We start from the raw sequence: 24,452 nt of genomic DNA, 5'->3' as shown, positions 1-24,452 counted from the left end.
CAGCGCCTTCGCGACCTCATCGCATGGTGGTCGTCGAGTGGACTCCGACGGTCGGCTCGCACCCTGCGATGACGTCGACCGGAACGCGCTTGACCAGGTTGAAGACGCTCACGGGAGGGGCCCCAGGCAGCAGGCTCCTCGCGCCGACCTCTTCGAAATCGAAGAGCTGCTGCGCGGCCTCGCGGACCGTCGCTTCGACGAGGATCTCCCCGGGCCGCGACGCCCTGGCGAGGTGCGCGGCGGCGTTGACCACCTCGCCGAGCACGGTGTAGTCGAGCCGGCCGTACGCCTGAGATCCGACGCTGCCGGAGAGGACCTGCCCCGTGGAGAGCCCGACGCAGATCCCCTGCGTATACGGCGAGCCCTCGCCGGCGCGGCGCGCCACCGCCGCCATCTGCGCGCGGACGGCCACGCACGCGCTGAGCGCCCGCGACAGGTGATCCGGCCCCTGGAACACCGTCATCACCGCGTCGCCGAGGAACTTGTCGACGACCCCCCCCTTGGCGACGAGCTCCGGGACGATCACCTCGAAGTTGGCCCTGAGCAGCCTCATGGCCTCGCCGGGCAGCCTCTCCCTGGTCACGGGCGTGAACTGGAAGATGTCGATGAACGCCACCGTGGCCATGACCGCCTCGCTCGCGAGCGCGATCGCGGGGCCCATCTCCCGGATCCGCTCGATCAACGCCGCGCTCGTGAACTGCCGGAGGATCTTGTTCTCCTCGTCCGAGCGGGCGTTCCTCCGCAGCTCCGCGACGTGCTTGATGGTCTTGTCGATGGTCGCCTCGAGATCGCCGCGCTGGATCGGCTTGAGCAGGAAATCGAACGCGCCCTGGTTCATCGCGCTCCGGATGTTCCCCATGTCGCCGTAGGCGGACATCATCACCGTCCTCGCAAAGGGGCTCACCTCGGGGACGCGTCCGAGGAACGTGAGGCCATCCATCACAGGCATGTTGATATCGGTGACGACGACGTCGATGTCGGGGTGGCGCCGGAGCTCGTCGAGGGCGTTCTCGCCGTTGTCAGCGAAGATGAACTCGTAGACCCGGTCGCGGATCTTCTGCCGGAAGAGCAGCTTCATCATGAGCGCCACGTCGGGCTCGTCGTCGGCGATGAGGATCTTGGCGGGGCCCCCGCTGGCATCGATCACCGCCGCGAACGCCGCCACGAAATCGGCCGCGGACTGGAACCGCTGCGCCGGGTCCTTCGCCAGCGCGTGCTCGAAGAAGCGGTCGAAGCCGGGCAGCAGGCCGGGCACGAGGCTCGACGGCGCCGGGAACGGATCGGTACAGATGCTGATGAGCAGCTCCCCGATCCCGCTCGCCGCGAAGGGGAGCCGGCCCGTGAGGGCCCTGTAGGTGATGACGCCGAGCGACCAGAGATCGCTCAGGTGATCCGGCACGACGGCGCGCACCTGCTCGGGGCTTATGTACGACGGCGTGCCGACGACCCTGCCGAACGAGCCCTGCTGTTCCTCGTCCGACTCGAAGACCGTCCACACCACGCCGAAATCGAGGAGCTTCACGCACTCTCCTGGCTCCTTCCGCGCCAGGAAGACGTTCGCCGGCTTGAGATCGCGGTGGATGATCCCCGCGGAGCTCGCCACCTGCAGGCCAATGGCGATCTGCCGGAGCAGGGCGAGCGTCGCCGACGGCGAGAGCTGCCGCTCCCGGGTGAGCCTGGCCTCGAGGTCCTCCCCTTCGAGCAGCTCCATGACGATGTACGGGCAATCTTCGTCGATGCCGTAGTCGTGTATCTGGATGATGTGCTCGTTCTGGAGCCGCGCGATCGCCATCGCCTCTCGCTCGAATCGGCGTCGCGCCGAGTCCGAGCTGACATGCTCGGGCGTCATCACCTTGAGCGCCACGGGGCGCCGGAGCACCTGATCGAACGCCTCCCAGATGACGCCCATCCCGCCGCGTCCGATCTCTCGTCTCAGCGCGTACTTCCGCGCGATCGTGCGATTCAGCATGGTCAGCGCAGTGTAGCGAGCTCCCAGCGCGCTTGCTCAGGTTCGAGACGCGGGCGCTCGTCGACGACGGCCGCGCATCATCGAGGAGACGGCCGCTTCACCCCCAGGACCTTCATGCGGTAGGACAGCGTGCGCACCGGGATCCCCAGCCGGCGCGCGGCCTCGGTCCGGTTCCAGCCCGCGGTTTCGAGCATGTCCTGGAGCAGCTTGGCCTCGTACTGCTGCACCTTCCCCCGGACCTGCCCGCCCTCGGGGGGCGCCTCCTTCGGGGCGGGCGGCGTGGGGCAGAACACGGCCACGTCCGGCGGAGCGCGGCCGAGCTCCGCGTCCGTCCCCCGGTCCGCGGGGCGCTCCGACTCGCCGCGCGCCGCCGCCGCGCGCACCCTCGGGGGCAGATCCTCGAGGCCGACGAGCGCGCCGGGCGTCACCACCACCGCGCGCTCGATCACGTTGCGCAGCTCGCGCACGTTGCCAGGCCACGCGTACGCGCAGAGCAGGGCGAGCGCCTCGGGGGTGATGCCCTCGACATGTCGCCCGTTGGCCGCGCTGGCCGCGCGCAAGAAATGCCGCGCGAGCGGCTCGATCTCGTCCGTTCGAGCGCGCAGCGGCGGGATGTCGATCACGACGCCGCCGAGCCGATAGTACAGATCGGCCCGGAACGCGCCCGACGCGGCCATCGCCTCGAGATCCCGGTGCGTCGCCGCGACGACGCGCACGTCGACCTCGATCTCGCGGCTCGAGCCGACGCGGCTGAACGACCCCGACTCGAGCACGCGGAGCAGCGCGGCCTGGGCCGGCGGCGGCAGCTCGCCGATCTCGTCCAGGAACACCGTGCCGCCGTCGGCCTCCTCGAACACGCCCTTCTGCTGCTGCAGCGCGCCGGTGAACGCCCCGCGCTCGTGGCCGAACAGGGTGCTCTCCACGAGGTCCTTCGGGATCGCGCCGCAGTTGACGCGCACCACGCGCCGCCCCTTGCGCGGGCCGCCCTCGTGGATCATCCGCGCGACGACCTCCTTGCCGGTCCCCGTCTCGCCGTGAAGGATGACCGGGATGCGCGAGGCGCCCACGCGCCTCACCGTCTCGATCACCTCGCGCATCTGCTGGCCGGCGATGATCCCCCCTTCCTCCGGCTCCTCGCGCGCGAGCACCGAGGTCGCGGCGGGGCCGCACGCCACCGGGCGCTCGGGCGAGGCGTGGCGGGCCGCCTCGCGGGCGGCCGCGAAGACCTCGTCCGCGGTGCTGCCGGCGTCCGGGTAGAGGGCGAGGCCGACGAGGAGCCGGGCGTCGCTGCCCACGAAGGAGGCCGCGATGGCCTGCGCGGTGCGGCTCACCTCCTCGGCGCCGGCCTCGGGCAGCAGCACCTGGGCAGCGCAGGTGCCGTAGAGCGCCACGCGATGCACGGGCTGAAGGCAGGCGCGCACGGCGCTGATCCAGCCCTCCGCCGTCACCGCCGCGCTCATGCGCACGTGGAGCAGGGCGAAGGGGCGGCGAAAATGCCGGGCGCGCGTGAGCTCGTCCTCCACGCGGCGCAGGAGCTTCTCCTCTCCCTCGAGATCGAGGGACTCGCCCCCGGCGCCGAACGCCTGCACCCGCAGCGCGACGCTGCCGAGCACGACTTCATCCCCTATCGCGATCCCGGCGCGGGAGACGCGGCGGCCGTCGAGGAACGTGCCGTTCTTGGATCCCAGGTCATCGACCCACACCCGCCCGCGCGTGAGGAGGAAGCGGGCGTGCTCCCGCGACAGGGTACGATCGTCGATGCAGAGCGCGGCAGGCGCGGCGCGCCCCACGACAAGCGGCGTGTCGGGCGAGAGCAAACGTCTCTCCGTCTTTCCGGCGTATTGCCAGACGAGGGCGATGCCCAGCGCCGCGGTCTGCTGAACGGCAGAGATCGACCTCCCCGCCAAGGTCCAGGTCTTCGCCGCGTCGTCCTGCACCGACTTGCCTGTCCGCATGCACTCCGCCTCGCTGGTCTCTATATCAGGCTCCTCCGGGAGGTCCAAGAGCCACCGCGGATCTCGCCGCTCATGAGTCTCCGCCGCGCCGCTGCTGTTGGTGCCGCCAGGTCGACGCAGGCGGTCGATCCGTCTCCATTTCCACGTCCATTGCGCGCAAGCGTTCACCGACGCGCCCGACGCGCCCGGTCATGCACGGTGGGCCAGGGGCCGAGGGCTCTGGCCGGCTCACGTGCCGGCCGGAGCGACGATCTGGACGAAGGCAGCGATCGCCGGAAGGACACCGCTATTACGTTCGGCCCATCCTTGCCGGCAACCTCTTGCCGGGCAACTCGCGACGGCGATCTCTCGCGGGCAAGGTCTTGCCGAGGCGGCCGTCGGCGGGCGCGCCGCGCCCCCGGAACGCGCGGGCGCCGCTCGCATTCTGCCCGCTGACATAGAGGGCCTGGCGCTTCCGAGGAGAGCGCGCCCTGGTGGCACGCACGCTGCAAACAACCGAAACCAGAAGCTGACGGGCGGCGAACATCGCGACCCGAGACATCCACCGGACCGACCACTCCAGGAGCCGACCATGAACACGAAACACATCCTCTCCGGACTCTTCACCTCCAGCGCGCTCGGCATCATGCTCATCGCGGGTTGCAGCGTACCGATGGAGGAAGGCGACTCCGAGCAGGCGTTTGCGGACGAGGAGACCGTCGAGGAGGCGTCGCAGGCGCTCGGCCCTGCGTGCGTCGCCAAGAACCTCGCGCTGGAGGCCGGGCCCATCTGGAATACCAGCGATGCCCAGACCAAATGCCCGAACGTCTGCAACCCCCAGAACATGAACTGGAACGGGCAGTGGTGGACCACCGTTCCGGGCGCGATGTCGGTCTGCGAATGCAGCCCGCGCCCTGCCGCCGTCGTGCAGGCCGGCCCCATCTGGAGCAACACCCACGCTCAGACGCAGTGTCCGAACACCTGCGCCGCGTACAGCAGCGCGACGAAGTGGAACGGGCAATGGTGGACGACCGTCCCGGGCCAGATGTCCGTCTGCGAGTGCGCATTCACCCCGCCGGCCACGGTGTCGCTCGAGGCCGGGCCCATCTGGAGCAACGCCGACGCCCCGAGCAAGTGCCCGGCCGCCTGCGGCACGAGCCGCGCCTGGAATGGGCAGTGGAGCACGAGCGTCTCGGGCCAGATGTCCGTCTGCGGATGCGCTTGCACGCCCTGACGTCACGACGACCCGCTCGGCGGCGCGCACCCATCCACCGGCGCACCGCGCTCACCTCCGGGTCACGCGGGCCTCCAGGTCGCGCACCCGCGCCTCGAGCTCGCGGACCCGCGCCTCGGCGGCGGCGCGGGCGCGCTGCTCCGCGACGCGGGCGCGCTGCTCCAGGGCGCGCGCCTCGCCCTCGGCGCGGAGGGCCTCCTCCTCGGCCGGCACGAGATCCGTCGCGCGGGAGCTCCGCGCGACGCGCAACGTCGGGTGCGGGCCGTCCTTCAACACGACGAGGTGCGCGTCGAGCGCCTCGATCCAGACGGGATCGCCGCTTCCGTGGACCCGCAGGTAGGTGCCGTCCGCGTCCCGCCGGTACAGCTGGAGAGGCACCCGCTCCTCCGCGAGCGGCGCGAGGGCGGCAGCCGCCTCGGGATCGAAGAGCAGGAGCTCGGGACAGCCGAGCTGCCAGTACTTCGCCGGCGCGTCGTCGTAAGCACGGCGCCAGTCGCCCGCGACCACCTCCAGCGCGAACCGCGGCGGACGATGGCCCGGCAGCCAGGTCTGCCACTGCCGCGGGATGGGCGGCAACGGGCGATGATCGAGGACGTAGAGGTCCGGCAGGACGCGCACGAACGGCTCGCTCCGCACCCACGCGAAGAGGTGCCCGGTACCAGCGTACAAGTCGGCCCAGCCACGCTCGCGCGCGAGCTGCGCGATCACCGACAGCAGCAGGCGGACGACCTCGGACCGCTCGGCCTTGTCAGGGCGCTCCGCGTCATCGGGCAGAACCCAGCCGGACCAGTCGATCGCGGCGCCGGCCTCCTCCGGCGACAGATCGCGGAGCACGAGCGCGCGGGGAGAACGCCGAGGGGTAAGGGGGAACCCGATGCGATTCGGCGATGCCACGCGAGGAAACTAGCACCCCGGCAAGCCCCGCGGGGCAGCAGAGACAACGGACACAACCGACGCAACCGACGCAACCGCGGCAACAAAGCCACGCGACGTGCCCCTGCCGGACGCTTGACAGGGACATGGGGCCATGTCCTCCTACCTGCTCGAATCTTTCTTCACATCATCGTCAACGGCGGCAACGGCGGCAGCCTCGCGCTGAGCGATCTCGCGATCCGCTGCTGGTACACGCTGAGGCCCGGCGCGACGAACCAGCAGCACCGTGACCACGTAGCCATCGCGTCAGCCCGGGTTCGGGCGCGTCGCGCAAGCGTCCGGGATCAACGCCGGCCGCGGCCTCGAGATCACGGCTGCACCTCACGGTGTGCTGGTCCGGGAGCGCCGAGCCCCGAGCGCGCGCACGGAGGAACCTGGATGAGAACCTTGCATCAACGGATTGGGACTCTGGTGATCGGCTCTGCCTGCGCGATCGCCTGCTCGGCAGGCGCGGATCGGCCCCCGCAGCAGGTCCAGGGAACCGGCGGCTCGGGCGGCATCCCGGACGACATCGGCGGCGGAACGGGGAACATCTTCGACGTGGGCAGCGGCGGCCCCGTGGAGCCGCCTCCCTGCGAGGTGTGCGAGGACTTTCCCGCGGCCCCGGTGCTCGACGACAGCGGGACGCCGCCGCCGGCGAACGCGGCCGAGCTCTTCGGCGCCCCGGGCAGCGGCGGGACAGGCGGCCCGTGCCTCGCCGAGCCGGAGATCGGGGCGCTCTACCCGAACAACTGGCTGCGGCCCAGGTTCCGCTGGATCGCGCCGCAGGGACAGGACCTGTTCGAGATCCGCGTGCACGCCGACCGGGAGAAGAACGACCTGGTCGTCTACACGACGAACCGAGAATGGAAGATGCCCAAGGACATGTGGGAGAAGCTGGCCGCGCACGTCCGCGGCGAGCCGATCACCATCACGATCCGCTCCGTGTCGACGAGCGCGCCGGGCGCGCCGCTCGTGGGCTCCTCCGGGCCGATCACCATCGCGCCGGCGCCGGCGGGCGGCAGCATGGTGTACTGGGCGGCGATCGGCGAAGGGCCCGCGGACGCCTGGCTGGCAGGCTTCGGCGTGGGCGAGGAGGGCGTCGTCGACGCGCTGAAGGTCGACCAGGTGCAGCAGGGCGGCCGGCGCGACGAGAACGGCAACGTGAGGGGCGACGGCAAGGCGCGGTGCATCGGGTGCCATTCGTCGACGCCCGACGGCGAGGCCGTCATGTTCATGGACCACTGGCCGTGGGATCTCGCCATCGCGTCCGTGAAGGAAGACTCGGTGGGAGCGGTCCCCGCCTATGTGACGCCCGGCGGCTCGGAGGCCATGAACCAGGCCTGGCTCGGGCCACCCAAGATGTCGCCCGCGCATTTCTCCCCCGGAGACCGGATCTTCATCACCTCCTATGGCCGGGACAAGGGCACCGTCTGGGATGGCCAGTCGCACACCAGCATGCCGAACGCGCGCCTCGCATGGTTCGACCTCGAATCGCCCGCGCCGACCTACGCCGAGGGGACCAACGCCACGATGGCCAAGACCGAGATGGCGGCCGCGGAAGGGACCGCCTTCGGCTTCATCGAGCGCGAGGGCGACCCGCGCGGGGCGATGATGCCGGACTGGAGCAACAACGGCCAGACCATCGTCTACGTGTCGACCGACACCGGCAAGGACGGGCGCCTCGCCGCAGGCGCCGGCGATCTCTACACCGTGCCTTACAACAACAGGCAGGGCGGCGCGGCCACGCCCCTGCCCGGGGCCGCAGAGGCGAATTTCAACGAGTACTACCCGGCATTCGCCCCCGACGACCGGCTGATCGCGTTCAACAGGGCGCCTGGTCCGGGGGAGATGTACTATAACCCCAACTCCGATATTCACGTCGTCCCCGCGGCCGGCGGCACGCCGACGCGGCTCGCGGCCAACGACCCACCCGCTTGCCTCGGGGTCACGAGCCCTGGAATCCACAACAGCTGGCCTCAATGGTCGCCCGAGGCCACGACCGTCGACGGCAAGATCTATTACTGGGTCATCTTCTCGTCGTCGCGCGACGGCTACACGCTCCAGAAGACCCCGAGCAAGAAGGCTTCGCAGCTCTACGTGACCGGCGTGGTCGTGGAGGGCACGACGGTACACACGTATCCGGCCATCTACCTCTGGAACCAGGATCCAGGCACGAGCAACCACACGCCCGCGTGGGACGTGTTCAAGATCCCTCCGGCGCCCGTCCCCCTCTGATCCAGCGGGAGACTCACACGCTGGGACAACCCGCAGGCGACCCCGAAGAGCTCACCTGACAAATCCCTCATTTTATTGGCATTTTTAGCGAGGAATTGAACAGGGAGGCGGGGAGACAGGGAGAACATTGAAATTTTTCTCCCCGTCTCCCCGCCTCCCTGTTCAATTTTCTTGGAAAACCCGAGGGACGTCTCAGAGAGCTCACCCCACAAGGTGTGCTGTCCAGGTCTCATGAAGGTCCGCGCCATCCCGCGCTGACGGAAACCAACAGTCCTGCCATCCGTCTGGCACACGTGTGCCAAGCGGCCTGCGGCCAGTGCTTGCATGTCGTGCTCTCCGCGGCGCGACAGGCGCGGCGCGCGAGCGAAGCGCGGTGAATCGAGCGAGCGGGCGGCTGGCGCGGGCCTTGCGAACGCAGCAGACACCATGCGAACCCACCGCACCCATTCCTCCCTCTGGCTCCTCCTGGCAACAGGCCTCCTCGCCGTCGGATGCGAGACGGCATCAACGCCCGGCGAGCCTGTCGACTCTCAGCGGGCGGCGCTCCACCGGGCTCAGTCCTGCGACGACCTCGAAGCGCTGCTGAAGCAGGACGCGCTCGCCAAGATGAACGCCCAGATCGACGCCACGATCGCGAGCTACTCGGCGTACGGCTACCCCCGCGGCGCCGCCGTTGGCGGCGTCGACAACGGCAGCGTCGGCGTCCCCGGAGGGGCCGAGGATCCCACGGACACGCCCGCCCCGGTGCCGCCCACAGCAGACGACGGGGGAACCAGCCAGGAGACCTCAGGGGAGGACAGCGGCAGCGGCGCCGACCCTGCCCACTCCGAGACGAACACCCAGGTCGCCGGCGTCGATGAGGCGGATATCATCAAGACCGACGGCAACAACATCTACGTGCTCCACGGCCAGAGCTTCTACACCCTGACGGCGTGGCCGGCGTCGTCGCTCGCGGTGGGCAGCTCGCTCGCGATCGAGGGCTCGCCCCTCGAGATGTTCGTGGCAGACGACAAGGTCGTCGTCTATTCGTCGGTCAACGGGGCCGCGATCTACGAGCAGGCAGGCGTCACGCCGCGGCCGGGGTACTACGACTACCTGCTCATCGACACCATGATCGGCGGCGGCGGCGTCGCGCCGACGCCTGGAGCCCCCAGCGCGCCGAGCGGCGCGCCGGGGACCCCCGACGACGGTGGAGACGCGAAGCCGCTGCCGCCGGACAACACCGAGCCACCGTCCGGCGGTGATACGCCGTCGGAGGACGACACGCCCCCCGACGCCGAGGCGCCGTCCGGCGGCGAAGCGCCGGCGCCCCCGCCTCCAGACGGCGACGGGGCCGATGAGCCGCCGCCCGACGAGCCGGGCATCGACGTGCCCGGCTCGGGCGGCGTCTGGGCGCCGCTCACGAAGATCACCGTCCTGAGCCTCGCCGGCGGCGCCCCCAGCGTGGTCAAGGAGGTGTACTTCGAGGGAGGCTACAGCTCGGCGCGGCGCACCGGCCCGAACGTGCGCACGGTGCTGACCGGCGGCGCCCACGGCCCCGCGCTCCGCTACTGGCCGTCAGGCCTGACCGAGTACCCCGAGACCGCCGAGGCGTGGACCGCGGCGTTCGAGCAGCTCCGCACCGAGAACGCGGCGATCATCGAGGACGCCCCGCTCTCGACGTGGCTGCCGTACCGCTTCGAGAAGCAGGGAGAGGCGGTCACGCTGCTCGACGCGAGCTGCTCGGACTTCTATGTTCCGGACGCCGGCACGACGTCGTACGGCCTGACGCAGATCGAGTCGCTCGACCTCGCCGACCTCGCCGCGGCGCCGGAGTCGACCTCGATCGTCGGCGCGACCGACACCGTGTACGCGAGCCACGATGCGCTCTACGTCGCCGCGCGCTCCTGGCAGGAGCAGGCGGCGCCGGGCGAGATGTTCGTCGGCACGAACCTCACCCATCTGCACAAGTTCGACCTGATCTCCGACCCGAGCCAGCCCGGGTACGTGGCGTCAGGCTCGGTGCCCGGCCACATCATCAACCAGTTCTCGCTCGATGAGCACAACGGCAAGCTCCGCGTCTCGACGACCTCGCAAGTGCAGGCGGAGCCCAGGTGGACGACCAGCAACAACGTGTTCGTCCTCGAGGCGCAAGGGACCGATCTCGAGAAGATCGGCGCCGTCACCGACCTTGCCCCCGGCGAGACCATCCAGTCCACCCGGTTCGTCGGGGATCGCGGCTATGTCGTGACGTTCCGCCGGGTCGATCCGCTGTTCGTGATCGATCTCGCGGACCCGGCGTCCCCCTCCGTCGCGGGTGAGCTCAAGATCCCCGGCTTCAGCGAGTACATGCACCCGCTCGACGACGGGCACCTCCTGACGATCGGCAGGGACGGCGAGGAGGACGGCACGGTGACCGGCCTTGCTCTCCAGATCTTCGACGTCACGAACGCGTCGGCGCCCGCGCTCCTGCACAAGGAGGCGCTCGACGGGGCGGAGTACATGCACTCCGAGGCCGAGTACAACCACAAGGCGTTCACGTACTACGGCGAGCTCGGCGTGCTCGCCTTCCCGCTCGTGAGCTTCGACGGGCAGACCGGCGCGATGTCGAGCACGCTGGAGCTGTTCAACGTCGATGTCGAGGACGGGTTCAGCCGGCTCGGCGCGGTCGACCACAGCGGCTTCTTCAGCAGCGTGCCGTCGGGGTGCACCTACGGCGGGGCCGCCGTGCAGCGCGGCCTGTTCATCGAGGACTACGTCTACTCGTACTCCCAGGGCGGCGTGCTCGTGAACGCGCTCGACGACCTCGCGACGCCGGTGGCGTCGCTGCCCCTGCCCACCCCGGACTCGGTCGGATACGCGTGCGCCGGCGTCGACGGCGGCGTCGCGGAGCCCGCGCCGGCGCCCGAGCCGGCGCCCGAGCCGGCGCCCACCCCCGAGGAGTAGCGCCAACCAGGCCGCGATCGGCCGCAGCGCCGCCGCGCGTCCCACGACGGCGCGGCGGCGCTGCGCCGCTCAGGCGCCCGGCCGCGCCGCCTCCCACGGGTGATCCGGGTAAAACTCCTTCATGAGCCGCGCGGTGTACGCGGTGAGGTTCGCGAACCCCTCGGCCCTGCGCCGCAGCGGCGAGTCGAAGAACGGCGTGAGGAGGCCCGCCAGCACCGCGAACGCCGTCGCGTCGACGCCCGCCGGGCGCGCTCCGAAGAGGTACGGCTTGTCCCCGAGCAGCGCGGAGAGCGCGGCGAGCGAGCGCGCGCCGAGCTCGACGATCTCCTCGTCCGAGTGCCGCCCGATGCCCATCGCGCGGAAGTTCTCGCGGACGCGCGCGAGGAGCTCCTCGCGCAGCTTCGGTCGCACCTCCTCCGGCGCACCGTTGACGAACTGCGCCGGGCCCTTCGCGAAGTTCTCCGGGATGAGCCAGCGCGCGCAGCCCGAGGCCGCGGCGAGCTGGTTCTCGATCATGCGCTCGATGGCCCACGCCTCGGCGCGCTGCCGGGCGTCGAGGCCGGCGTCGAGATCCTTGCCGTGCTTCTTCTCGAGGTGCTCGCGGATGAAGTGCGAGTCGGCGATGCGCGCGCCCCCCTCGTCGATGAAGGGGAGCTGCCCCTTCGGCGACTGATCGGGCCGCGCGCGCTCCTTCGTGTAGGGCAGGCCCAGCAGCTTGAGCTGGACCTCGGTCTTGGTGACGTAGGGGCTGGCCTCCGGCAAGCCGAACATGGGGCCGAAGCTGTGGAGCGTGATCATGGGCAATCTCCGAGCGGTTGTGGGTGCGCCGTTGACAGCGCTTGATGTAGCCCCGCCCTGCTGACAACCTGGTGTCAGCATCCCCGTGCGACGCGCCGATCGCCTGTTCCAGATCCTGCAGATCCTGCGCCGGCAGCGGGCGCCGATCACGGCGGCGGCGCTCGCCGAGGAGCTCGAGACGTCGAAGCGCACCGTGTACCGCGACGTCGCGGACCTCCTGGCCCAGCGCGTCCCGATCCGCGGTGAGGCCGGCACGGGGTACGTGCTCGATCGCGGCTTCGACATGCCGCCGCTGATGCTGACGCCCGACGAGATCGAGGTCGCGGTCCTCGGCGCGCAGTGGGTCGCCCAGCGCGGGGACGTCGCCCTGCAGCGGGCGGCGAAGGACCTCATCGCGAAGATCGCCGCGGCGGTCCCCGAGCGGCTGCGGCCCTTCGTGTTCGAGCCGGCGACGGGCGCGCCGGTCGGGGGGGTCCAGGCGCCCGACACGCTCGACCTGGCCGAGGTGCGGGCGTCGATCCGCGCCGGCACGAAGATCGCGCTTCGCTACCGCGATGAGACGGGGAGCGAGAGCGAGCGCGTCGTGTGGCCCGTGATCGTGGGCTATCTCGAGTCGACGCGGCTCCTCGCGGCGTGGTGCGAGCTCCGCCAGGACTTCCGCCACTTCCGCACGGACCGCGTGACAGGCGCCAGGTTCCTCGACGAGCGCTACGCCGAGAAGCCGAGCGCCCTCCGCGCGCGGTGGCTCGCGCACATGCGCGCGCGTGGCAAGCTGCGAGAGCGCGCCGGCGCGACGTCGACCAAGGCGCGCTAGTACTACAGCCGCACCTCGACATAGGTCAGGTGGACCCAGGATCCGCCGCTGGGCGCGGCGGCGTCGCGCACGCACGGGCGATGGGCGGACGGATGCCGCCTTTGGTGGCTCCGAGCTCCGGAGGGCTGCGTGCGGTCACGCCACGACACCACGTGCCTCATCGAGCGACGAGGGTGGCGTGACGCGGATCGCATCGCGCTTCAACGTCTTGCGCCACCGCTCGATCTTGCCGTTCGTTTCTTTGCGGGCCCGAGCTGCGCACCAGGGCCAGTGAAACCTACAGCTCTTTTATCAGGAAACGGAAGTGAAACCTATCGTTCGACGCCTGCGTGACCTCAGCATGCAGCGATGGGCAATCGTCGAACGGGTTCGAGTTGCAGCTGGGATCGAACAGATAATACCAGCGGAAGGTATTCAGAGGCACGGACCAGGCTCCGCCTGAGAACTCGTCGCTGCTGACGGTGAACTGGACCTGCGAGCCTTCGGCAGCGCACACGCTGGAGTATCCATAGAAAGCGTCGCTGTGGTGGCCCCAGGCACCATCCCGATGATCGTCGACGCATATCTCGAAATCCGGATCACTCGGCCATGTCCAAACGGCATTTTCCGACACGTCGAACAAGCAGTTGCCGTGATCGCTCGCCAGGTAGTCAGTATCGCACCACCCCGAGGAGAGTGAAGCTGGGGCGGGCTGCCCCATCGCCGGTGCAGCGAGCTGATGGGGCTTGATCTCGCGCTCAGGGCTCGTCGGCGCTGCGTCGGCGAAGGTGTATGTACCGCCACGCGCGACGAGGCGCCGTTCGGAGCGCTCCAGAGCCGCCTCAAGCTCGGCGCTGATGGGCTGTCCATTCGTTGCCCTGCTCCAGAGCTCACGGATCCCGGTGACCATCGCGTCCTTCGCGATAGGCGAGGGTCCCTCCGGGGCCCCGGCGCTGGACACGAGGAACAGCCCGGGCGCCGGCTCGTAGATCTCGAGCAGCTCATTGGGCTGCACCTCGACCCTCGCGACCAGATTCAAAGATGCCTCGGCTTCCAGGTTCGCCAGGACGATGGCTTCCGACTTCTCTCCGAGCGGCGTACCCACTGAGTCCGTCACCAGCGCGTCGCCATCACAGGCGCTTGCCCCAAGCGCAAGAAGAACTACTGCTCCTGGAACGAGCAGCGCTGTCTGCAAAAATCTGATCATCATAGCTCGCTTTCCATGGTCGCGTTCCCCAGGCGAGACCCAGGGCGCGCAATGGTTGATATCATTGTTCGTCGAGTCGACGGCAACAGTCATCGCGAATCTAGATCGGCTACCCATCCATCAATGCATGTCACATCGAAGCGTTCGCTCTCCTTCTTCCGTGGCGTCGAGCCTCCGGCCGAGATATGCCCCGATTGCGCGGCTCGCCCGCCCTCTGCCGCCCCTGGGGGACACGCGCTGCACGCCCGGGACGTGGCGGCGCGCGTCGAAGCTTCAATCTTCCCGCACCAGGAAATGGAAGTGGAACCTGTCGCCCGATGCCTGTGTGACCGACACGTTCATCGACGCGCAATCGTCGAATGGATCCGAAGTGCAGCCATCGTCGTAGAGATAAAATTCGCGCCAGGTGTTCAAGGCCACGCTCCAGATTGCGCCTCCGACCTCATCGCTGGAGACGTTGAACAAGAACGGTGTGCCCTCGGCTGCGCAGACGCTGGCGTATCCGTAATTGACATCGGAGCGGCTGTAGCTCGCGCCGTCTTCTCTATCGGGGAGGCACACCACGTAGTCCGGGCTGATCGGTCCGGACCATGCGTAATTTTCAGACGCGTCGATCGTGCAATTGCCATGATCGCCTGCCAGGTAAACGGTGTCGCACCACCCCCCCGAAAGCGCGGATATGGCGGGCCGCTCCGTGGCCGACGCATACAGCGGCTGCGCGTGGACTTCACGAGCAGAGCGCGTCGAACCTGCATCGGAATCGACGTCAACCCGACGCGCGACGCGGTGCTGTTCGGCGCGCTCCAACGCTCCCTCCAGCTCGACGGTGGGAGGCAGCCCATTCGTCGCGCGGGCCCAGAGCTCACGGATCCCGGAGCCCGTCGCGGCCCGCGGGAGGGGCGAAATTCCTCCTTCCGGGGCTCCGGCCCTGGACACGACGATCAGCCCAGGCGCCGGTTCGTAGAACTCGAGCAGCTCATCGGGCTGCACCTCGACCCTCGCGACCAGATTCATGGACGTATCGTTATCCAGGTTCTCCAGGACGATGGCCGCCGACTTCTCCCCCAGCGGTGTACCCACGGAGTCCGTCAGCGGCGCCTCGATACCACAGGCGGTAGCCCCCAGAGCAAGAAGGATGATCGCCCCTGGAACCATTCTCAATCTCCGAACACATTCTCTCATCGTCGGCTCTCTTTCCACGACCGCGATCGGTGGGTTGAATCCCGGGCGTCAAGGGCAACGGCGCAGCTTGGCTGTCGAGACCTGCGCGCGCCGCTGACCAGTAGTGGACGCCCGTTGTTCGATGGATGTCGCGACAGGGACTGCTCCATCCCCCTGCCGTGCCGTCGTATTCTTCCGGCGACCAGGGTTCAAGCAACCGTCATGCCGCCCCATCAAGGCAGGCGCCGCGCCGGTCGCGCTGCAAATCCAGCCCAAATGCGACCGTCCCGTCGTGACATGTCGCGCCGTGACATGTCACGCTCGGCGCCGTGACATGTCACACCGTGACATGTCACGGCGCCGTGACATGTCACGCTCGCGCGGGACGTGTCACGCTCGCGCCGGGACGTGTCCTAGACCGCGCCTCGCCACGGGGCCAGCCCGGCAGCGTCCTCGATGAGGGCCAGGAAGCCACGGAGCTTCGCCGGATCGCGGAACCCCACGCGCACCGAGAAGCCCGGATCGTCAGGGCGCCGGTAGAGCGCGATGGGCGCGTAGGTAAAAGAAGCCGGATCGCAGCGCGAGGAAGTGTAGCGCAGCAAACCGAAAGGGTGGAACCGCGAGCGTCGTGATGGCTCGGTCCTGGGTCGAAAGAGCGTGGTCCGGGCGGCGCCGAGCGCGCTACGGGGGCGCATCGGCGTGCCGTGGGAACAACTCGACCGTCTACGATCGCAGAGAGGATCCGGTGAGGGCCATGTCCGCACAACGCGGCTCGGCCGAGCGTGACCGAGATTCTCTCCGCGCCCCACGCCGACGGGGGCGCGCAGCGCGGGGAGAAACCAGCTGCTCTGACGGCGGGCTGTGACTACGGATCTCACCGCACGTCCTCCTCCACGCGTGTGATCATTTCCCGTCCCGCTGTCGCGACGGGTCAAGCCTCCACTGCAGCGGGCGGCGGCGCGAGTTGCACAGCGTCGAGCTTCTCCGCGCCTTCGAGCCGCACCAGCTGCTTGCCGATGTTCTTGCCCTCGAAGAGTCGCAGCAGGCAGGCGAGCGGCGACGTCTTCGTTCCTGTAATCGATGGTGTCCGCGACGCGGAGCTCCTCTTCCAGCCAGCGGCACTTCTCGGGCCCTCCTGCGATGGCCACCACATGCGCCCCGAGAATCCTCGCGATCTGGACCGCGGCCGAGCCTGTCGCGCCCGCGGCGGTCGAGACCACCACGGCGTCATTTTCGCGCATCGCAGCCGTCTCGACCAGGCCGAGGTGAGCGGTCACTCCGTTGATGCCGGCCACACCCAGCCGACAGCCGAGCGGGATGTCGTCCGGCACCTTGCGAAGAGGCAGGATGCCCTCTCCATCAGAGAGCGCGTAATCCTGCCATCCAAGGGTCCCCCACACGCGATCGCCTGGCCGAAAGCGAGGGTGGCGTGACTCCACCACATGGCCCGCACACCACGCCCTCATGACCTGACCGGCAGCAATACGAGGCGCGCACGAGCATCCGCCGAACAGCCAGGCGACCTGCGTGTGATCACAGGACATGATCGGATTCCGGACCAGCACCTCCCCCTGGCGCGGACGCGGTATGGGCGCGCTGCGCAGCTCGAACAGCTCGGGACCGAACGGCTGATCCGCGCGGGGCGCCAAGACCAGCTCGCGGCTGACCGCGCTCATGACCGCCGCGCCGCAAGGCTCAGGTCGCGTGCGAGAGAAAGCATGTGCTCCTCCTTGGGTTGGCCGCTTCCCGCTCCGTCGGGCCCGGAGAATCACGATGGCGTGGACGCGTGACGAGTCGCAGCAGGGTGACGGCGTCTTTTGGCGGAAGAGGCGTCCCTGCACGCCTCCCGGCAGGGACTCGCACTCGATCGGTGGGGTGATGTGCTAAACCATGTTCCGCGGCTCACACGCCTGCGCGATGGGGACGTGCATGTCATCGAGCGCTTCGATGATGTCCATCAGCGCTCGTCGTCGGTCGTGAGGTTGGATGTTGGCACAGAGGGAAGGGGGCCGCCCTCAGTCCACAGCCTGCGGGGCTCGGTCAAGGGATTGGGAACCCGCGAAGCGGCACGGCACTGCCGTTGCCGCGCCGCGATCGGCCGCCAGCTATGCGATGAGCGGACCTCGACACCAGTTAGCGCGGCCGACAGACGTCACGTCCATGCCGATCGCCCGAGCAATGCTGACATAAACGTCGTTGTGATTGCGCCCGCCGGCGTCGAGCAGGCGCCCGGTCGTCCAAGCACCTCCACAGCTGCCGGCAACCACGAAAGGTGCGTGTTGGGGCGGGTGGTCGGTCTCGGCGAAGTTCTGGGCGGAGCCCAACTGGCTGCTGCCGTTCTGGGTGCAAAGAACCGCTGCGGTGTTGTCGAGCAGCGAGAACTCGCCGTCGGAAATGCCTTTCAGCTTTTCGACGAAATAGCGGAACTCTCCCGCAAAATAGGCCTGGAGCCGAGTGATTTGTTGTCCCGGAGCGCCGTCCGGATCGCCGTGTGAGACGGAGTGCCAGGCTGAGATATCGATGTCACCGAATTTGACGGCTTCGTTGTTTTCACCGCCGCCCCACATCATGGTCGCCACGCGAGTGATGTTGCAGGCGAAAGCCATCGCCATGATGTCGAGATACAGCCGGCTGTGCTCCGGCATGTCGTTCATCATGGTGTCCTTGCTGAGCAGCGGCGACTCGATCTCCTTGCACGAGCTCTCTCTGGGGATGCTGCCGCCTACACCGCGTTCGAGCGTGCGCAGCGACTCGAGGTAGAAGTCCATCTTGATGGCTTCCTCCGGCCCGAGCCGCCCGCGAAAGGACCGGACATCGTCCTTGATGAAGTCGAGCACGCTCTGACGGCGGAGCAGTGCCTGCTCGGCAGCGCTCGGCGTGCTCATGGACATGCCGCCCCCGCTGATGCGGTCGGCGATGCGCTGATACGCAGCCAGCGGGTTTCTCACGCTGGGGATGAACCTGCCATCGACCTGAGACAGTCCGGGGATGACGCCGCCGTCGCCGGACGTCTGACCGACCGCGATCTCCAGCGATGCCAGCGGGGTCGTGTCCTTGAGGAACTTGGCGAATTCCTGATCGATGCTGGTCGGCGCGCCGAGGCCGAACACCGAATACGACGCCGAGCGGTGCGCGTTACCGGGGTCGCGTGCGAGCGTCAGGTTCTTGAACACCAGGATGTCGTCGCGCACGGCTTCGAGCGGCGCCATGTGCGGCTTGAGCACGAAGTTTCTTTCGCCCCCGGTTGGCTCCGATTGATACTGAGAGCCATTCGCGTAACCGAACATGGCGACGCGCGTGATTCGCGGAACGGTTTGGGCGTAGAGGTTGTCGGCCAGCCCAGAACAAAAGATCGTTCCGTAGCCGAGGCCACGAAGCATCGCACGCCGGGAAAATTTCACGTTGCGCATGGCGAACTCCTAGTTCCTCCGGTCGATGAAGCTCGGCGATGCGATCACGCTCAGCACCAGCTGATCGATCGCGTGCTGTGAGCGTGCAAAGTCGTCCGCGAGGCGCTCCTTCTCACAGGCGTCGAGCTCCGGCAAGTCGTATCCTGAAGCGTAGGCGGCGAACTGCTGGGCGAAGCAGCCGTAGACATCCGGCTTTTGCGCCAACTCGTCCACCATCTCCACGAAGTTGGAGAACACGATTCCGGGAAGCGCATTCTCCTCGCTCGGCAGCGGCAGACTGCCGCTCGCATCGATCACCTGCCCCTGATCCATCGTTCTGTAGCGACCGATAGCATCGTAGCTTTCGAGCGCAAACCCGATGCCGTCGAACAGGTTGTGACAGACGGCGCAGCCCGGACTCGCATGAATGCCGAGTCTTTGCCGACCCGTGGCGCCCGGCTCGGCAAATTGGCCAGCATTTGGAACACCGCCGGGCGGCAGCGGCACGCGGTGGCATAGGACCTCTGCGCGGACGTAGGCGCCGCGCCCGACGAGGTTCGTATCTTCGCTGTGCGCGTGGCCCCAGAGAAACGGTAGCGAGGTGAAGATGCCTCGGCGTTCCGTCGGATTGAGCTCGCGACGCACCATGGCGTTGCCGGTCACCCCGCTCAAACCGTAGAGCGGAGCGGTGCGCTCGTTCACGAACGCGTACGTGCTCGTGAACAGCGAGTCGAAGCGACGATCCGCTCCCGCGTCGAAGAGTACGCTGTTCGTGAACAGGCGCAGCTCTTCTTTCAAATCGGCGGTGAGCTCGGGCGTTGCCATCGGAAAGATGCTGGCCTCTTTCACCGAATTCGAGAGATTCTCGAGCTCCAGCCACTGCTCGAAGAAGTGGTTCATGGCCGGCGCCGCCTTATCGCGCGCCTCGAACAGGCGCTTGGCCTGGGCCAAGAGCACTGTACGGTCGCGCAGCTCCCCCTGATCTGCGAGCGCGGTGAGCTCAGCATCCGGCGCGCTGTCCCAAAGCAGGTACGAGAGCGCCGAAGCGATCTCGTGGTCCGTCAACGGTGTCACCGCTCGTGAATCCTTCACCGTGCCGAGCTCCGTGCGGTGCAGGCTGTTCGGCGACATGAACAGCGCCTGCACGACGCTCTTGACACCTCCGGCAGGACCTTCGCCCTGCGCGGCGGTCTTGGCGAAGAGCGCGCTGAAGGAGGTGACTTCAGTCGCCGAGAGCGGGCGGCGCCAGAGCTTTTGCCCCGTTTTGGTGACGAAACCGTCCAGGCAAGGGCCAGGCGCCAAGCTGGCGACGTCGCAAGCGATCCCAAACTTGTCGGGGTTCTGCAGCGCGTGCGCCCCGAGCTCCTCGCCGACGGCGAAATATACGTCCGCGAGGAGCGGCGCGATTCGCAGGTCTGAGGCCTGGTTGGCGAAGCCGTCGAGCCTGGCCTCGTTCGGCAAGTTCGCAAGCGCTGCCGGCTGGATGTCGAACTCGTCGCGCAAGGTGTTGGCAAGCTGGGTGTTGGTCAACCGCCAGATGCGCGGTTTGGCCAGCGCAGGGGCGGCGCCACACTCGGCCGCCGGCACCGTCTCGGCCGCCGGCGCCGCGTCGCCCTCGGGTCCCAAGACGCCCGTGCACCCGCTGGCCACGACGACCGCGAGCGGCGCCGCGAGGCGAGACGAGCGGCTCATGAGTGAACCTAGTACACCGATTCGTTCTGCGATTGGCATGGAACGCTCTTGCTAGGATGAGATGTTGGAGGGAAGCTGGGTGAGGCCAGGGAATCCAAGCGCGATCCGAATATCGAGATCCTTGTAGTTCCGTCTCCGTTTATTGTTACAATGGCGGCGTTCGTGATCAAAATCGATGTCGCCCCCGGCGTTCAGCGCGGGTAACCGCGCCACAGCCAGAGCAGCGTCTCGGGGAGCGTCTGCGGCTCTGGATCCGACGAGCCGCATCTCACCAGGCTCAATCCAGCGAGAGCGACGATTTGCCGCTATATATGAACGCACGGCAGCCTCGACGATGTTGGTTGTGTACGGCTGAAAGCTGAGTGAACCGGTGCGTGTGCGGATCGCAGGTGAGGCCTCGCGCTCAGAGCGCGGCATGGCGCGAGCGATGCGCCCGCGAACGCGCCGCTGCACGCGTGCTCGACGACCGAACGAACGTACCCGGTGCCGAGATCGATCCCGATCCCGGGGACGAAGGGCCGGCGCGCACGACGGCCTGTCCAGGGCAAAGCAGAACGACACCCCGACAAGGGATTGTGAGCGTTCACATTGTCGGTGTCAACCAGAAATGGAGCGGCGTGCCTAGGGCTCAAGAAAGCGAACGGCATCACGACGGTTGCCCACGAAGGCTGCCATCGTCATCGGCCTGACCATGAACAGAAATCGGTGCACCACGGCACAGGAGCTCACGATGACCACTCCGTTTGGCGGACCCGCTCGAACGGAGCTGCCGTCGATATCGCCCTTCTTGGCCTTTTCCGCGCCATCCTTCGAGATCGCGACCCACTTGCGCATCCCGGGCGACGGCTTCGGCGCCACGTATTCCAGCGCCGACGCGATCTTCGCGCCGTCGCCTCTCGTGGTCGCCGACTGCATCACCGCCTTCATCCAGCCCTGCATCGGACAGGCCTTCTGTCCTTTTGCACCGCAGCCAAAATTCTTCCCCTTGGCAACAGAACCGGGGACCTCCGCGGTCCCGCTCGCGGCCCATGCTGCGCCCGCAAAGCCAATGCCGACGCTCATCAACACCGCACTCATCAGCTTCATGCTCATCGACATCCCAGGCGCCGGCGGGCTCGCAGCGTCGAGCGCCAACCGTCGATGCGCTGCTCGGCTTCGAGCGCGTCGGGCGGGCCGGCGATCAACGCGGTCCGGCGTCCGCCCATGTTGACGCGGCGCGCCGGAGGAGCCCCGCCAGCCTTGCCCTCCCTCGGGCTCGGGGATACGCCCGCGGGCCTATCAATTGGCGTTGACATCGACCATGTGAACGCTCACATTCCGCTCGACAGGCATCCATTTGCTTCGCCTCGGGTGGGCCGTCATGCGCACCGAGACCTTCGTCATCTGATCGGTCTCGGCACCGATTCCGTTCGGTCGGGCACCGCGGAAGCGATCGCCGATCGATGGTGCTTGGGTCTTGCCAATTTCAATGCACTGGAGACCACGACAACCCTCGCTTCGGCTGTCGTGAGTTCCATAGTATTTCCCACCGGAGTTCTCTGAGGTCCGAAGGCGGCCGGATGGCAACTTCGGGTGCTGCGTGACTTATGTTGCGGCGGGCTCTGCTCAGCCCCTCTTCGGGCGCACGGTGTCATCACATCGGCCCCGTCCGGGATCAGGTGCTCCAGGTTCCATCACACTGCGGGACCTGCTCTGGGTTGACAGACAAATTCTCTATACGATCCACCCCTGGAAAGCGACGCTATGCCAGCAACTTATCCATGCATCGAAGGGGCCGCCTGAACGAAGCAGCCTGCGGGAGCTCGTCCAGGTCCCCTGCAGGCTCACGCGCGTGCAAGCCCCGGTTAACGTCTCTGCCGCTAGCGAGAGGCCCGTGCCCAAACCCACCAGAACCACAACACTGTTCCTTTCCATGAGCCTCTGCGGGCGGATCCTGCTCGGGCTCTCCGCCGCGACCGCCGCGACGTTCGCGCTCGCGCCCGCCACGCTCGCCGCCCCCAAGGCGTCGAAGTCGATCGCGGTGCGCATCGAAGGCCCCAACGCGGATGACATCCGCGAGGACATCCTCGCCATCGTACCGGAGACGCTGGGGGTCGTGGACCCTGACGCGTTCTTGAAGTCGCTGAAGAGCGCCGGCCAGACCAAGCCCGTCGGGGACACGCTCGTGTCGAAGGCCCAGCGCAAGAAGGCCATCGACCGCATCCGCAAGGCGGGCAAGGCCGCGAAGGCGGAAGGGGTCATCTACGGCGTCTCGCGGACGAACAAGAAGAAGAAGAAAGAGGTCCACCTCGTCTACGTCGACGAGAACGCCGGCGACCTCGCCGTGGACAGCGCGGTGCCGATGACCGGCTCGCGCGACGACCGCAAGAAGGCGCTGGAAGAGCTGCTCGGCCCGACGCTGGCGCAGATCGCGCCGCCGCCCGCCGAGGAGGACGAGGCGAAGGGCGACCGGGAAGGCGAAGGCGAGGATGACGACGGGGGGGACGAGGAGAAGGACGAAGGCGGCGAGGAGAGGGACGCCGACGAGGGCGGGAAGGGCGGCAAGCGCGAGCCGCACGAGGCCGGGTCGGCGCTCTTCTCGGTCGAGCTCGGCGTCGAGTTCATCGGCCGCTGGTTCGACTACTCCGATCCGCGCACGCAGAACCTCCGGCCCTACAGCGTCTTCGGGCAGCCCGCGCTGTCGATCGCGGGCGAGGTGTACCCGCTCGCGTCGACGGACATCGCGGTGCTCAAGGGCCTCGGGATCACCGCGAGCTACGCGCGGGCGCTCGGCCTCAACTCGGCGGTGGGCGACGGCGACCCGATCAGCACCACCTACCAGCGCATCAACCTGGGCCTCCGGGAGCGGCTGTCGATCGGCGACGCGTCCCAGCTCGGGATCTCCGCCGGGCTCCGGTTCCTGACCTTCGATATCGAGGCGCCGGCGGATCTCGCCAGGACGGTGCCCAATGTCTCCTACACCCTGTTCCGGGCCGGCCTCGACGGCCGCTTCCCGGTCGGCCCGGTCGCGCTGACGCTGGGCGCCGAGTACCTCCTGCCGCTCTCGTCAGGCGCCGTCTACGAGCGGTTCAAGGGGCCGAGCGTGCAGGGCATCGGCGCGATGGCCGGGGTGATGGTCTCCATCGCGACCGGCATCGAGGCGCGCGTGCTCGCCGAGTACGCCCGGTTCTTCTCGTCGTTCCAGCCCGAGCAGGGCGACGCCTACATCGCGGGCGGGGCCATCGACCAATACCTGGGACTGCGGCTCGCCGGAGCCTACGTCTATTGAGAGAGAGGTAGCACGTGACGTTCATGACTTCCCTTTACGGGCGCGCCGCGCCCTCGCGCCAACGGGCCGCGACCGAAGATCGACAGGCAAGCGCTGGATGACCTGAGGTCGCTCGTGGCGACGTCCTCCGACGCGACCCTGGACGATTTGGCTGACCAGCTCGCGCGCCGTGATCACATCGTAGCCAGCCGCCATACCGTCGGCCGGGCGTTGCGGCGGCGGCTGAACATCACCCGGAAAAAAAAGCGCTCCACGCAGCCGAGCGCGACACGGAAGATGTGACAGCGGCTCGCCAGGCCTTCGCGAAGAAGCTCGCTCGACTCAATCCACAAGAACTGGTTTTTATTGACGAATTTGGGACCAATCTGGGCATGACGCGGAGGCATGCATGGGCGCCACGGGGAGTCCGTGCCCACGGTGCGGTGCCGATCAACACTGACCCCACGATCACGCTCACGATCGGGCTGGGCCTCGACGGTGTCGTCGCTCCCTTCGCGTTCGAGGGCACGATGGACGGCGTAGCCTTCCGCCCGTACGTCGAGGGGCAGCTCGTGCCCGCGCTGAGGCCAGGCCAGGTCGTCATCGCGGACAACCTCGGGTCACACCGCACGCGGGGCGTTCGCGAAGCGATCGAAGGCGCTGGCGCGAAGCTGATGTACCTGCCGCCCTACTCCCCGGACTTTTCACCGGTCGAGAATTGTGGTTCCAAGATCAAAGAGTCGATCCGAGCGGATGCACCTCGAACGCCCTCAGCCGTCTACAAGTCGATGGGCCACGCGATCGGAGCGATCACTCCGACGGACGCACGCGGCTGGTTCAACCACTGCGGGTACTGTATCCCTCGGACCTGCTCCCCGCTCTAGTGACTGCATTCTTCCTTCTCGTTGCGTCCTCCCGGAGGGAGCGCTGTGAAGCGGGGTTCCGCTTCAGAT

General features: G+C 68.1%; 17 protein-coding genes and 1 pseudogene. 7 read left to right on the top strand and 11 right to left on the bottom strand.

Annotated features, from left to right (window positions below):
- Positions 1-16 precede the first annotated feature (16 nt).
- A complete protein-coding gene (locus WME82_RS48010; RefSeq protein ID WP_437743121.1) occupies positions 17-1,969 on the bottom strand; it encodes a protein kinase domain-containing protein in 1,953 nt (650 codons plus the stop codon).
- A 77-nt stretch (positions 1,970-2,046) separates the two neighbouring features.
- Positions 2,047-3,924 carry a sigma 54-interacting transcriptional regulator gene (locus WME82_RS48005; RefSeq protein ID WP_438040795.1) on the bottom strand — a complete coding sequence of 626 codons (1,878 nt, stop codon included), beginning with the start codon at positions 3,922-3,924 and terminating at the stop codon, positions 2,047-2,049.
- Between the two features lie 571 nt (positions 3,925-4,495).
- Here WME82_RS48005 and WME82_RS48000 point away from each other — a divergent pair.
- Complete coding sequence (locus WME82_RS48000) at positions 4,496-5,137, top strand: mannan-binding protein (protein WP_437743119.1); 642 nt, start codon at positions 4,496-4,498, stop codon at positions 5,135-5,137.
- Between the two features lie 51 nt (positions 5,138-5,188).
- Here the strand turns inward: WME82_RS48000 and WME82_RS47995 are convergent, their stop codons facing one another.
- Positions 5,189-6,031, bottom strand: a complete 843-nt coding sequence (locus WME82_RS47995; protein WP_437914062.1) for a Uma2 family endonuclease — start codon at positions 6,029-6,031, stop codon at positions 5,189-5,191.
- Between the two features lie 450 nt (positions 6,032-6,481).
- On the opposite strand from WME82_RS47995, the gene WME82_RS47990 reads away from it, so the two are divergent.
- Both WME82_RS47990 and WME82_RS47985 read left to right on the top strand, forming a co-directional pair.
- Positions 6,482-8,287 carry a TolB family protein gene (locus WME82_RS47990; RefSeq protein ID WP_438040794.1) on the top strand — a complete coding sequence of 602 codons (1,806 nt, stop codon included), beginning with the start codon at positions 6,482-6,484 and terminating at the stop codon, positions 8,285-8,287.
- Positions 8,288-8,713: 426 nt separating this feature from the next.
- Positions 8,714-11,212 (top strand): beta-propeller domain-containing protein, encoded by a 2,499-nt coding sequence (locus WME82_RS47985; RefSeq protein WP_438040793.1) that lies wholly within the window; start codon positions 8,714-8,716, stop codon positions 11,210-11,212.
- Between the two features lie 69 nt (positions 11,213-11,281).
- Here the strand turns inward: WME82_RS47985 and WME82_RS47980 are convergent, their stop codons facing one another.
- Positions 11,282-12,010 carry a glutathione S-transferase C-terminal domain-containing protein gene (locus tag WME82_RS47980; RefSeq protein ID WP_438040792.1) on the bottom strand — a complete coding sequence of 243 codons (729 nt, stop codon included), beginning with the start codon at positions 12,008-12,010 and terminating at the stop codon, positions 11,282-11,284.
- A gap of 85 nt (positions 12,011-12,095) precedes the next feature.
- Between WME82_RS47980 and WME82_RS47975 the strand changes: the two genes are divergently transcribed.
- Positions 12,096-12,824 carry a helix-turn-helix transcriptional regulator gene (locus WME82_RS47975; protein WP_438040791.1) on the top strand — a complete coding sequence of 243 codons (729 nt, stop codon included), beginning with the start codon at positions 12,096-12,098 and terminating at the stop codon, positions 12,822-12,824.
- Positions 12,825-13,101: 277 nt separating this feature from the next.
- Here the strand turns inward: WME82_RS47975 and WME82_RS47970 are convergent, their stop codons facing one another.
- From WME82_RS47970 to WME82_RS47940, 7 genes and pseudogenes are all read right to left on the bottom strand, one after another.
- Positions 13,102-14,013 (bottom strand): hypothetical protein, encoded by a 912-nt coding sequence (locus tag WME82_RS47970; RefSeq protein ID WP_438040790.1) that lies wholly within the window; start codon positions 14,011-14,013, stop codon positions 13,102-13,104.
- 270 nt (positions 14,014-14,283) lie between these two features.
- Positions 14,284-15,165: a hypothetical protein gene (locus tag WME82_RS47965; RefSeq protein WP_438040789.1), complete on the bottom strand. Its 882-nt coding sequence runs from the start codon at positions 15,163-15,165 to the stop codon at positions 14,284-14,286.
- 419 nt (positions 15,166-15,584) lie between these two features.
- A complete protein-coding gene (locus WME82_RS47960; RefSeq protein ID WP_438045031.1) occupies positions 15,585-15,773 on the bottom strand; it encodes a hypothetical protein in 189 nt (62 codons plus the stop codon).
- 753 nt (positions 15,774-16,526) lie between these two features.
- Positions 16,527-16,847: pseudogene (locus WME82_RS47955) on the bottom strand (NADP-dependent oxidoreductase); the annotation flags it as partial.
- Positions 16,848-17,276: 429 nt separating this feature from the next.
- Entirely contained in the window at positions 17,277-18,581 is a 1,305-nt protein-coding gene (locus tag WME82_RS47950) for a DUF1552 domain-containing protein (protein ID WP_438040788.1), read from the bottom strand.
- Between the two features lie 9 nt (positions 18,582-18,590).
- On the bottom strand, positions 18,591-20,252 hold the full coding sequence (locus WME82_RS47945; RefSeq protein ID WP_438040787.1) for a DUF1592 domain-containing protein: 1,662 nt from the start codon (positions 20,250-20,252) through the stop codon (positions 18,591-18,593).
- A gap of 621 nt (positions 20,253-20,873) precedes the next feature.
- The gene (locus WME82_RS47940; protein WP_438040786.1) at positions 20,874-21,344 is read right to left on the bottom strand and encodes a hypothetical protein; all 471 of its coding nucleotides are present in this window, start codon (positions 21,342-21,344) and stop codon (positions 20,874-20,876) included.
- Between the two features lie 820 nt (positions 21,345-22,164).
- On the opposite strand from WME82_RS47940, the gene WME82_RS47935 reads away from it, so the two are divergent.
- The 3 genes from WME82_RS47935 to WME82_RS47925 all read left to right on the top strand — a co-directional run bounded on the left by WME82_RS47935 (position 22,165) and on the right by WME82_RS47925 (position 24,383).
- Positions 22,165-23,520 (top strand): hypothetical protein, encoded by a 1,356-nt coding sequence (locus WME82_RS47935; RefSeq protein ID WP_438040785.1) that lies wholly within the window; start codon positions 22,165-22,167, stop codon positions 23,518-23,520.
- Between the two features lie 114 nt (positions 23,521-23,634).
- On the top strand, positions 23,635-23,802 hold the full coding sequence (locus WME82_RS47930) for a hypothetical protein (protein WP_438040784.1): 168 nt from the start codon (positions 23,635-23,637) through the stop codon (positions 23,800-23,802).
- Positions 23,799-24,383: a transposase gene (locus WME82_RS47925; protein WP_437855499.1), complete on the top strand. Its 585-nt coding sequence runs from the start codon at positions 23,799-23,801 to the stop codon at positions 24,381-24,383. Before WME82_RS47930 ends, WME82_RS47925 begins: the two co-directional genes overlap by 4 nt.
- Positions 24,384-24,452 lie beyond the last annotated feature (69 nt).

It is taken from the genome of Sorangium sp. So ce128 (assembly GCF_051525245.1).
Taxonomy (GTDB): domain Bacteria; phylum Myxococcota_A; class Polyangia; order Polyangiales; family Polyangiaceae; genus Sorangium; species Sorangium cellulosum_B.
The sequence above is the reverse complement of the archived record's forward strand: the minus strand, read 5'-3'. Positions and strand labels throughout refer to the sequence as shown.

Bases quoted from the DNA above. Each gene is read 5' to 3' on its own strand.
- WME82_RS48010 (WP_437743121.1), bottom strand. From the start codon at position 1,969: ATGCTGAATCGCACGATCGCGCGGAAGTACGCGCTGAGACGAGAGATC.
- WME82_RS48005 (WP_438040795.1), bottom strand. From the start codon at position 3,924: ATGCGGACAGGCAAGTCGGTGCAGGACGACGCGGCGAAGACCTGGACC.
- WME82_RS48000 (WP_437743119.1), top strand. From the start codon at position 4,496: ATGAACACGAAACACATCCTCTCCGGACTCTTCACCTCCAGCGCGCTC.
- WME82_RS47985 (WP_438040793.1), top strand. From the start codon at position 8,714: ATGCGAACCCACCGCACCCATTCCTCCCTCTGGCTCCTCCTGGCAACA.
- WME82_RS47980 (WP_438040792.1), bottom strand. From the start codon at position 12,010: ATGATCACGCTCCACAGCTTCGGCCCCATGTTCGGCTTGCCGGAGGCC.
- WME82_RS47970 (WP_438040790.1), bottom strand. From the start codon at position 14,013: ATGATGATCAGATTTTTGCAGACAGCGCTGCTCGTTCCAGGAGCAGTA.
- WME82_RS47965 (WP_438040789.1), bottom strand. From the start codon at position 15,165: ATGGTTCCAGGGGCGATCATCCTTCTTGCTCTGGGGGCTACCGCCTGT.
- WME82_RS47950 (WP_438040788.1), bottom strand. From the start codon at position 18,581: ATGCGCAACGTGAAATTTTCCCGGCGTGCGATGCTTCGTGGCCTCGGC.
- WME82_RS47945 (WP_438040787.1), bottom strand. From the start codon at position 20,252: ATGAGCCGCTCGTCTCGCCTCGCGGCGCCGCTCGCGGTCGTCGTGGCC.
- WME82_RS47940 (WP_438040786.1), bottom strand. From the start codon at position 21,344: ATGAGCATGAAGCTGATGAGTGCGGTGTTGATGAGCGTCGGCATTGGC.
- WME82_RS47935 (WP_438040785.1), top strand. From the start codon at position 22,165: ATGAGCCTCTGCGGGCGGATCCTGCTCGGGCTCTCCGCCGCGACCGCC.